Origin of the sequence: Mycobacterium sp., from assembly GCF_050700595.1 — a bacterium.
GTDB lineage: Bacteria > Actinomycetota > Actinomycetes > Mycobacteriales > Mycobacteriaceae > Mycobacterium.
The window spans coordinates 1-9940 of sequence record NZ_JBOHHI010000224.1 but is presented as its reverse complement, the minus strand read 5'-3'; the positions used below and the strand labels follow the sequence as shown (position 1 = coordinate 9940).

Below are 9940 nucleotides of genomic sequence, written 5' to 3'. Positions count from 1 at the left end.
GACAACGATGGCAGCACCGGGCGCCGCTGGGCATGCTGCTGGCCGGCGCCGTGCTGATCACGCTGTCCTCCCAGGTGAAGCTGCCGTCGCTGCTGGCTCTGGGATTCGTCGCGATGGCACTGGCCCGTCGCTGGGGCGGCAACCTGCGCGCGCTCCTGCTGGCCGGCGGGCTGATGGCCGGGCTGGCGTTGGCCGTGATGGCCGTCGTCGGCTGGGCAAGCCGGCTCGGCTTCGGTTGGATCTACACGCTGGGCACCGCCAACGTGGTGCGCAGCTGGATGTCGCCGCCCACGCTGTTGGCACTCGCTACCGGGCAGGCGGGGATCTTGCTGGGGCTGGGCGATCACACCACCGCGGTGTTGTCACTGACCCGCGGAATCGGCGTGCTGATCATCGCCGTGATGGTGGGCTTGCTGCTGGCCGCGGTGTTCCGCGGCCGGCTGCACCCGGTCGGCGGGCTCGGCGTCGCATTGGGCGTTACGGTCCTGCTGTTTCCGGTGGTGCAGCCGTGGTACCTGTTGTGGGCGATCATCCCGCTGGCCGCCTGGGCCACCCGCCCGGGCTTCCGGATCGCGGCCATCGGCGTCACGATCGTCGTGGGCATTTTCGGTCCGACCGCCAACGGCGACCGCTTCGCGTTGTTCCAGATCCTCGACGCCACCGTCGCAAGCACCATCATTGTGCTGCTGCTCATCGGGCTGACATATACCCGCTTGCCATGGCCGCGGCTGGCCGATGCCGGCCGCGAGCAGATCGACGACGCGGCGACCCCGGATGTGGTGAGCGCCACCGAGACCCGGCGGCCCACAACGGTGCCCGGCGCTTACGCGGAATCCCCGTGAGCTCGGCCTCGAAAGCCCCGGTGCGGTTGCGCGGGGTTTCCAAGCGGTACGGGTCGGGCCCATCTGCCGTCAAGGCCGTGGCCGATCTCGACCTCGACGTGGCCGAGGCCGAGGTGTTCGCGCTGCTGGGGCCCAACGGTGCCGGCAAGACGACGACGGTCGAGATGTGCGAGGGCTTCGTCCGTCCGGATGCCGGCACCATCGAGGTGCTCGGACTGGATCCGATCGCCGACAACGCGCGGCTGCGGGAGCGCATAGGAGTGATGCTGCAGGGCGGCGGCGGATATCCGGCCGCCCGCGCCGGCGAGATGCTCAACCTGGTGGCCGCCTACACCGCCGAGCCGCTGGATCCGCAATGGCTGCTGAGCACGTTGGGCCTCACCGACGCTGCCCGCACTACCTACCGGCGGCTTTCCGGTGGCCAGCAGCAGCGGCTGGCGCTGGCCTGCGCGTTGGTCGGCCGTCCCGAGCTGGTGTTCCTCGACGAGCCCACCGCCGGCCTGGACGCCCATGCCCGGGTGCTGGTGTGGGAGCTGATCGACGCGCTGCGCCGCGACGGTGTGACCGTGGTGCTGACCACCCACCAACTCAAGGAGGCCGAAGAGCTCGCCGACCGGCTGGTCATCATCGACCACGGAGTCACGGTGGCCGCCGGCACGCCCGCAGAGCTGATGCGCACCGGCGCCAAGGACCAGCTGCGCTTCAGCGCCCCGCCGCGGCTCGACCTGTCACTGCTGGTCTCGGCCCTGCCGGAGAGCTACCACGTCAGCGAGGCGGCACCGGGCGAGTACCTGGTGGAAGGCCCGGTGGACCCACAGGTCCTGGCGACGGTGACAGCGTGGTGCGCGCAAATCGACGTGCTGGCCACCGACATGCGGGTCGAACAGCGCAGCCTGGAAGATGTGTTTTTGGACCTGACCGGACGGGAGCTGCGGTCATGAGCGCGCTGTTCCCGGCGGGAACCTTCACGCCCAACCCGCACCCCAACACCGTGTCGCGAATGCTGGCCGCGCAGTCCACGCTGGAGCTCAAGCTGCTGCTGCGCAACGGCGAGCAACTGCTGCTGACCATGTTCATCCCGATCACGCTGCTGGTCGGGTTGACGCTGATGCCGCTCGGATCGTTCGGTGCGGACCGCGCCGACATGTTCGTCCCGGTGATCATGGCGCTGGCGGTGATCTCCACCGCATTCACCGGCCAGGCCATCGCCGTCGCGTTCGATCGCCGTTACGGCGCACTCAAACGGCTGGGCGCCACCTCGCTGCCGGTGTGGGGAATCATCACCGGCAAGTCGCTGGCCGTGGTGGCGGTGGTGTTCTTGCAGGCGATCATCCTGGGTGCCATCGGTTTCGGGCTGGGCTGGCGCCCGCATGCGGCGGGTCTGGCGTTGGGCGCGGGCATCATCGCGGTGGGCACGGCTGCCTTCGCCGCGTTGGGCCTGCTGCTGGGCGGCACGCTGCGCGCCGAGATCGTGCTGGCCGTCGCCAACCTGCTGTGGTTCGTGTTCGCCGGCTTCGGCGCGCTGACCCTGGAAACGGACATGATCCCGACGGCGGTCAAATGGGCGGCACGGCTCACCCCGTCCGGTGCGCTGACCGAGGCACTGTCGCAGGCGATGACGGTGTCGGTCGACTGGTTCGGCGTCGTCGTCCTCGCCGGATGGGGCACGCTGGGTGCACTGGCCGCGCTGCGCTGGTTCAGGTTCACCTGACGGGCTACTACGGCGCGTAGTTCGCGGTCGCTTACGATCGGGTTCGTGACGACCCGCGCCGCCATGCCCGTCGGACGGTGGCTGCTGCGGCTGGTGGACCTATTGCCGATGCCCAGCGTGCGCACCCAGCGCCTCATCGCCGCGGCCGTCATCCTGACCCAGGGCGGTATCGCCGTCACCGGCGCGATCGTCCGTGTCACCGCGTCGGGGCTGGGCTGCCCAACCTGGCCGCAATGCTTCCCGGGCAGCTTCACCCCGGTTGCCGTGGCCGAGGTGCCGCGTATCCACCAGGCCGTCGAATTCGGCAACCGGATGGTCACATTCGCGGTGGCCATCGCCGCGGCGTTGGTGGTGCTCGCGGTCACCCGGGCCCGCCGCCGCGCGGAAGTCCTGGTCTACGCCTGGCTGATGCCCGCCTCGACGGTGCTGCAGGCGGTGATCGGCGGCATCACCGTGCTGACCGGCCTGTTGTGGTGGACGGTGGCCGTCCACCTGTTGGCGTCGATGACGATGGTGTGGCTGGCGGTGTTGCTCTACGTCAAGATCGGCGAACCCAATGGGGCCGTCGTCACCCACACCGTGGTCAAGCCGCTACGCGGGCTGACGCTGGTCGGCGCGGTCACGCTGGCCGCGGTGCTGGTGACCGGCACGCTGGTCACCGCCGCCGGGCCGCACGCCGGAGACACCAGCCCGTTTCGGACGGTGCCGCGGCTCAAGATCGAGATCACCACGCTGGTGCACATGCACTCGTCGCTGTTGGTGGCCTACCTGGCGCTGCTGGTCGGACTCGGGTTCGGGTTGCTGGCCGTGCAGGCGCCCAGGCCGGTGCTGCTGCGACTGGGCGTGCTGATCCTGCTGGTGTGCGGGCAGGGCCTGGTCGGCACCGTGCAGTTTTTCACCGGAGTCCCGCCGGCGCTGGTGGCGGTGCACGTCGCCGGCGCGGCCCTGTGCACCGCCGCCACCGCCGCGCTATGGGCGTCGATGCGAGAACGGGCCGAGCCCCAGCCGCTCCAGGGCTGACTCGACGCAGACCGCGAACCGGCGTTCGGCGATATCGCGCGCGGCGTCGTCGAGCAGCTGCCAGCCCAGCGCCGGCGCCACCAGATCCAGCCCGACCAACCCGGCGTCATCGGTGACGTCGGCGCGAGCGTACAGCAGCTCATCGGCCCTGATGCGGGCCTGTTCGGCGGCGACGCGCAATGCCGCGTGTCCGGCGTCCCACAGTTCGAAGTCGGCCTCGACCGACCGCTGGGTGGTGAACGCGTGCGACTGCGTGCCACCAAGGAAGACCAGCGCGGTCGTGTCGTCTGGCGCGGCCGCGCGGGTCGGCACCCCGGCGCACTGCAGGTCCCCCAGGTATCGCTTGTCGGTGTTCCATGCGACGACATCAGGCGGGTTGAGCAGGTGGCGCACTCGCCTGGTCCAGGCCAAGAACTCGGTCGGCCGGTCGTCGCCGGCTGCGCGCAGGATCACCAAATCAGCGTGCAGCGTGGCCGGGTCGTCCCACGGCAACCAATGCGCGTGTAAGCCGCGCCGGCGTAGCGCGGCGACCAGTCCCCCGTCGCCGCCGCTGCCGGCCAGCACGATCCGGGGATGGCGAATGTCGGGCCGGGCCAACTTCATGCGCACTCCACGGAATGATAGTTCGCATGCATGCCATCGAAGTCACCGAAACCGGCGGGCCCGAAGTACTGCGCTATGTCGAGAAGCCGCGGCCGTCTCCGACCACCGGGCAGGTGTTGATCAAGGCCGACGCGATCGGCGTCAATTTCATCGACACCTATTTCCGCTCCGGGCAATATCCGCGCGACGTGCCCTTCATCCTGGGCACCGAGGTGGCCGGGACCGTCGCGGCCGTCGGCGACGGTGTGACAACGCTTAGCCGCGATGACCGGGTGGTTACCGCGGCGGCATCGGGTGCATACGCCGAATTCTGCACTGCACCAGCAGAATTCGTTGCTCAGGTGCCGCCCGCGGTGGATTTGGATCTGGTGGCATCGGCGCTGCTGAAGGGAATGACCGCGCACTACCTACTCAAGTCGGTCTACCCGGCGCGGCCCGGCGACACCGTGCTGGTGCACGCCGGGGCCGGCGGAGTGGGCCTGATCCTGACGCAGTGGGCCACCAGCCTGGGCGTCCGGGTGATCACGACGGCGTCGACGCCGGCCAAAGCCGAGTTGTCCCGGCAGGCCGGCGCGACCGATGTGCTGGATTATCCCGGCGACGACCCCGACGAGTTCGGCAGACGGATCCGTGACCTGACCACCGGCGCCGGCGTGGCCGCGGTGTACGACGGCGTTGGGGCCAGCACCTTCGATGCCAGCCTGGCCAGCCTCGCTGTGCGCGGCACCTTGGCGTTGTTCGGCGCGGCCAGCGGACCTGTTCCGCCGGTTGACCCGCAACGGCTCAACGCCGCCGGCTCGGTATACCTGACCCGGCCGTCGCTGGTCCATTTCACGCGCACCGCCCAGGAATTCGCCTGGCGTTCAGAAGAACTGTTCGACGCGATCGCGACCGGTTCTATCGATGTGACGGTGAGCGCGCGCTATCGGCTGGCCGACGCCGCTCAGGCTCACCGCGACCTGCAGGGGCGCAAGACGGTCGGCTCTATCGTGTTGGTTCCGTAGGTTGTTGGTCCTCGGGTGCGTCGGGCTGCCAGCCGCCAGGCAGCATCGGCAGCGTCGGGCCGGCGCCGAACTCATCACCCGGAAGCGTGGTCAACCCCGCGGCCCGGTCAACGGCCTCGTTACCTACGGTGCCGGCGAAACCCAACGGCCCCGCCCCGTTGCCCGACGCCAGCGGCTCATCATCCGGCAGTGCGCCCCAGTCCGGGTCAACCTCGACATCCATATCCATGAACTGGTCGCCATACCCACGCAGCCCCGCCCGCTGGCGCCGCCGAGCCCGGGCCTGTTTCCGCGCGGCTGCCGCAGCGGCTGGGGCCGCGGCGGTTTCGGAGGTCGGTGTCTTGACCTTGGCGTTGGTGCCGGTGCTCGTCTGTGAACCGAACCCACTGCCCGGGCCACCACCGACCAAGTAGGGGTAGGCGAAGGCCTCCCCGCCGGTGACCGGCGGCGGTGGTGGAGGAGGAGGCGCAGCGGGCGCGGTGGGCACCGGGGCTGGCACAGCTGGGGCCGGAGCCGCGACCACGGCTGGTGCGGCCGCAGGCGGGGCCATCCCGATGGCCGGCAACATCTCGGGCACAGTCGGCGCGGGTTCCAGCGCCGGAGCGATGGCGGTCGGGGCAGGCTCTGCGGCGGCCGGCCCGGCCAGGCCCGCGAAGCCGACCGCAGATCCGACGGGGGCGATCGCCAGGGCCCCGACGGAGGCGGGGAGAAACGCATAGCCGAGCGGGAAGAACACCTCGTCGCCGTCGAAGAACACATAAAGCGGGTTAACCAGCAACGCCAACGGATCCGTCAAGAGTCTGTGGATGAAGTGCGACTCCATGTAGCCCACCGGATTGTTCAGGAAGTCATATATGTTGTCGATCCCGAACTCATGAACGATTTGGTCCGGCACTCCGAGTTCGTGCACTAGGGCAGCCAGCTGGTCGCCCAGGCCCGTCGACGGGGCGTTGGTCTGCGCGGCGCTGGGGTCCGCGGTTTTCTGGATCTGCGGCGCCGGGGTGGTGTGTGGCGTCGACGCCACCGCGCTGCCGGACACCGTCTGATAGGTGGCCATCGTGGTGGCGGCCTGGGTCCACATCCGCACGTAGTCGGCCTCGTTGAGCGCGATCGGAATCGTATTGATCCCAAAGAAATTCGTGGCCACCAACACCGTGTGAATGGCGTGGTTGGCGGCCAGCTCTGCCAGGGTCGGCATGGCCGCCAATGCGGCGGTGTAGGCCGCGGCCGCGGTCTCATGCTGAGCAGCTGCCACCGCGCTGTTGATGCTGGCCTGCATCAGCCACGCCAGATACGGCACGTTCGCGGCCACATACGACTCCGCGCCCGACCCCTCCCACGCGCCGGCCTGCACCGCCGTCAACAGCGCGCTGAGTTCATCAGCCGCCGAAGAGTATTCGGCACTCAACGACGACCAGGCCCCCCCGGCCGCCAGCAACGACCCCGGTCCCGGGCCACCGCTCAGCAACGCCGAATGCACCTCCGGCGGAAACGCCATCCATATGGCTGCGATCACCGTCAGCCGCCGCCGATCGGATACGAGTCGGCTGCCACGGCATCCCCTATCGCATAACTGGTGCCAGACCCAGCCGCCCTAACCCGAGCCGCAAGTGCCCGGTTGGCGCAGTTGTGCACGCCCCTGCCGTCCCCTCCCCCCGTCCCACGTTGATCCGCTGAACATTAGCATTGCCTAAGCTAACTTGTCGAGGTGTTAATTCGGTCACGCTCGGACCGGAAATTCTCCAAATGTCCAATAGCGCACCGTCTTCGACGGCGACGTGGTTGACCGCCCCACTCGGCGGCTTCGGCTTGGTCGCGGGTCAGCCCTGCGGCTTCTTCCCACTCGCATCATTCCTTGACGCCATCGGGACGCTCGGCGTCCCAGCTGCCCGGCACCATCGGCAAGCTCGGACCGCTGCCGAAGTCGTCACCGCCCAGCCGGGTCAACCCCGCCGCCCGCTCGACGGCCTCGTTGCGCACCGTGCCGGCAAAACCCACCGGCCCCGCCCCGCTGTCCGACGCCAGCGGCCTATCGTCCGGCACATCCCAGTCCGGATCGACGTCGACATCCATATTCGCGTGTTCATCGCCGTGATCGCGCAGCTTCGCGCGCCGGCGTCGTCGCGCCCGCGCCGTTTGCCGCGCGGCCGCTGCTGCCGCGGTCGCGGCGGTATCCGGTTCCGGCGCTTTCTTTTTCGCGCTCGCGCTGGCGCTGGTGCTCATCCCTGAGCCGGAACCGATGCCGGGACCCCCCACCGCGTAGGGGGGCACAAAACCCGCCCCACCGGCCGGCGGCGGCGCCGGCGGCGGCGCGGGAGTGGTGACGGTGCTCACCGGGGACGCGGTCGTGGGTGCTGGTGCCGAGGCAGCGGTCGGGGCGGGCGCCGCGAAAGTCGGCGCCATCGCGACGGCCGGCAACGCAGGGGGTGCGGCTGCGGCGGGTGACAGCGCCGGCACGACCGCGATCTGAGGTAGTCCGGCCAGGCCGGCCAGCCCTGCGAAGCCGCCGACGGCTCCGAACGGCGCCACCGCCGCGAGGACCGCGGGCACCAGCAACTCCGGCTGGGTCACCAAGAAACTGGCAATCTCGGCTATGTGAGTCGGCCAGTCGAACAGCGCGAGGTCGACCAGGTACTGAAAAGCCAATGCCGGATTTTGGGTCAGGTATACGCCGAACTGTTGGAAATCCTCCAAGAGTTCCAGTGCTCGAACTACCCAGAAGATCGGTTGTCCTGCATTTGTATATGAGTCGTAGGGCAGTCCGTTCACGGTTCCCTGGGCGGGGTTCCAATTAATCCCGAAGTTCTTGAGGATGTTCGCGATGAAGTCGTCCAGCGGGTTGTCGACCGTGGGGTCGTGGAATGGGTCGCTCGAACTTTGGTTTGAAGCGTCGGATTTCTGGATCTGCGGCGCCGGTGCGGTCTGCGGAGTCGACGCTACCGCCGCGCTGGAGACTGCTTGATAGGTGCCCATCGTGGTGGCGGCCTGAATCCACATCCGCGCGTAGTCGGCCTCGTTGAGTGCGATCGGAATCGTGTTGATCCCAAAGAAATTCGTCGCCACCAGCACTGCGTGAATCGCGTGGTTGGCGGCCAGCTCCGGGAGCGTGGGCATCGCGGCCAACGCGGTGGTGTAGGCGGCGGCCACGGCCTCATGGCTGGCGGCCGCGGCCGCACTGTTCGCGCCGGCCTGCGTCAGCCACGCCAGATACGGCACATTCGCGGCCACGTACGACTCCGCTGCCGAACCTTCCCATACCCCGCCCTGCACTCCAGCCAACACCACGCCGAGTTCATCGGCGACCGAAGCGTATTCAGCGGACAGCGATGACCATGCCCCGGCCGCCGCCAGCAGCGAACCGGGCCCCGGACCGCTGCTCAGCAACGCGGAATGCACCTCCGGCGGTGCGGCCATCCAGATCGGCGCGGTCACCAGCGACCCAACTCCACCGTCGCATGCGCGACCGCCGCATGCGCGACCGCCAGTGGGTAATTGAATATGATTTTCATTATCAGGTATTCAATACCACGACGGGCGGTATTTCAAGCCCCGTACTCAGTCGCTGTGCCGGAGCGGTCGGTTATGCGAATCGAACGACGCGCCCTGCGTCAACCGTTCCACTCGCGCACGGCATTCGATCTCGACCGGCGCTAACTCACGCGGGTCGACGCTGATCTACCGGTCCAGGTGGTAGCCACGATAGTTAATCCGGAAGCCCAGTGCGCCAAGGTATTCCGGCTCCGTGGGTCGGCGGCGCCCGCCGCCCGCTCACTACAACAGCGTCGGCAGGGCGATCGCCGAGTCGAGCGCCAACGCGCAGAACACCACCGCGAGATAATTGTTCGACTGCAAAAACAGCCGCAGCGGCTTGACCGGTTCGCCGCGGCAAACCCCGGCGTAAAGCTGGTGGGCCATCGCCAGGAACCACACCCCGGCCAGCACGGCAACCGCCGCGTACAGCCATCCGGTGGCTAATGCCAAGACCAGGGTCGCGATCACAGTCAGCCACGTGTAGATCAGAATTTGCCTGGTGACCTCGCGCTCCGTCGCAACCGCGGGCAGCATCGGCACGCCGGCCGCCCGGTAATCGTCCTTGTAGCGCATGGCCAGCGCCCAGGTGTGCGGCGGTGTCCAGAAAAAGATGATCGCGAACATCGCCAGCGCCGGCCAACCGATTGTGCCGGTGACCGCCGACCAGCCGATCATCACCGGCATACAGCCGGCCGCCCCTCCCCATACCACGTTCTGCGAGGTCCGGCGCTTGAGCAACAACGTATAGACGAAGACGTAGAACGCGATCGTGGCCAGGGCCAGCAGACCGGACAACAGGTTTGTGGTCCACCACAGCCAGCAGAAAGACCCGACGGTCAAAGCCAACCCGAACACAAGTGCATTGCGAGTCGGCACGACGGCACGGGCCAGCGGCCGTCGCGCGGTGCGCTTCATCACCTTGTCGATATCGGCGTCGGCCACGCAATTCAGTGTGTTGGCGCCCGCGGCGGCCAACATGCCGCCGATCAGCGTGTTGAGGATCAGTACCGGGTTCACCGTGCCGCGGTCGGCGAGCAACATCGCCGGGATCGCCGTGACCAGCAATAACTCGATGACCCGCGGCTTGGTCAGCGCCAGGTATGCGAGCAGCGCATCGCGTACTCGGCTCGGCGCGACGCGCCCGCGAATGCTCACGCAATAACTCCTCGGATCACAGCGGCGCGCGGCTTCTACTACCGCCGATGGTAGACCGCAACGGCGCGGCGGGG

The 9940-nt window shown here is 68.5% G+C and carries 9 protein-coding genes; 5 read left to right on the top strand and 4 right to left on the bottom strand.

The window, feature by feature from the left end; genetic code table 11:
- The 4 genes from mptB to ACRDTL_RS20325 all read left to right on the top strand — a co-directional run.
- Positions 1-842: polyprenol phosphomannose-dependent alpha 1,6 mannosyltransferase MptB (gene mptB / locus ACRDTL_RS20340; protein WP_431508498.1), on the top strand; the 842-nt coding region annotated here is incomplete at its 5' end.
- 20 nt (positions 843-862) lie between these two features.
- Positions 863-1783 carry an ABC transporter ATP-binding protein gene (locus ACRDTL_RS20335; protein ID WP_431508501.1) on the top strand — a complete coding sequence of 307 codons (921 nt, stop codon included), beginning with the start codon at positions 863-865 and terminating at the stop codon, positions 1781-1783.
- On the top strand, positions 1780-2553 hold the full coding sequence (locus ACRDTL_RS20330; RefSeq protein ID WP_431508497.1) for an ABC transporter permease: 774 nt from the start codon (positions 1780-1782) through the stop codon (positions 2551-2553). Before ACRDTL_RS20335 ends, ACRDTL_RS20330 begins: the two co-directional genes overlap by 4 nt.
- Before the next feature lie 108 nt (positions 2554-2661).
- Positions 2662-3573, top strand: coding sequence for a COX15/CtaA family protein (locus ACRDTL_RS20325; protein WP_431508500.1), 912 nt, complete (start codon positions 2662-2664; stop codon positions 3571-3573).
- On the opposite strand, the gene ACRDTL_RS20320 is transcribed toward ACRDTL_RS20325, so the two are convergent.
- Entirely contained in the window at positions 3523-4176 is a 654-nt protein-coding gene (locus ACRDTL_RS20320; protein WP_431508496.1) for a hypothetical protein, read from the bottom strand. The two genes, ACRDTL_RS20325 and ACRDTL_RS20320, sit on opposite strands and share 51 nt — an antisense overlap.
- A gap of 26 nt (positions 4177-4202) precedes the next feature.
- On the opposite strand from ACRDTL_RS20320, the gene ACRDTL_RS20315 reads away from it, so the two are divergent.
- Complete coding sequence (locus ACRDTL_RS20315; RefSeq protein ID WP_431508495.1) at positions 4203-5180, top strand: quinone oxidoreductase family protein; 978 nt, start codon at positions 4203-4205, stop codon at positions 5178-5180.
- Here the strand turns inward: ACRDTL_RS20315 and ACRDTL_RS20310 are convergent.
- From ACRDTL_RS20310 to ACRDTL_RS20300, 3 genes are all read right to left on the bottom strand, one after another.
- A complete protein-coding gene (locus ACRDTL_RS20310; RefSeq protein WP_431508499.1) occupies positions 5161-6678 on the bottom strand; it encodes a PPE family protein in 1518 nt (505 codons plus the stop codon). The genes ACRDTL_RS20315 and ACRDTL_RS20310 overlap by 20 nt on opposite strands.
- Positions 6679-7028: 350 nt before the next feature.
- Entirely contained in the window at positions 7029-8612 is a 1584-nt protein-coding gene (locus tag ACRDTL_RS20305) for a PPE family protein (protein WP_431508494.1), read from the bottom strand.
- Between the two features lie 339 nt (positions 8613-8951).
- Positions 8952-9866 carry a heme o synthase gene (locus tag ACRDTL_RS20300; protein ID WP_431508493.1) on the bottom strand — a complete coding sequence of 305 codons (915 nt, stop codon included), beginning with the start codon at positions 9864-9866 and terminating at the stop codon, positions 8952-8954.
- Positions 9867-9940: the final 74 nt, after the last annotated feature.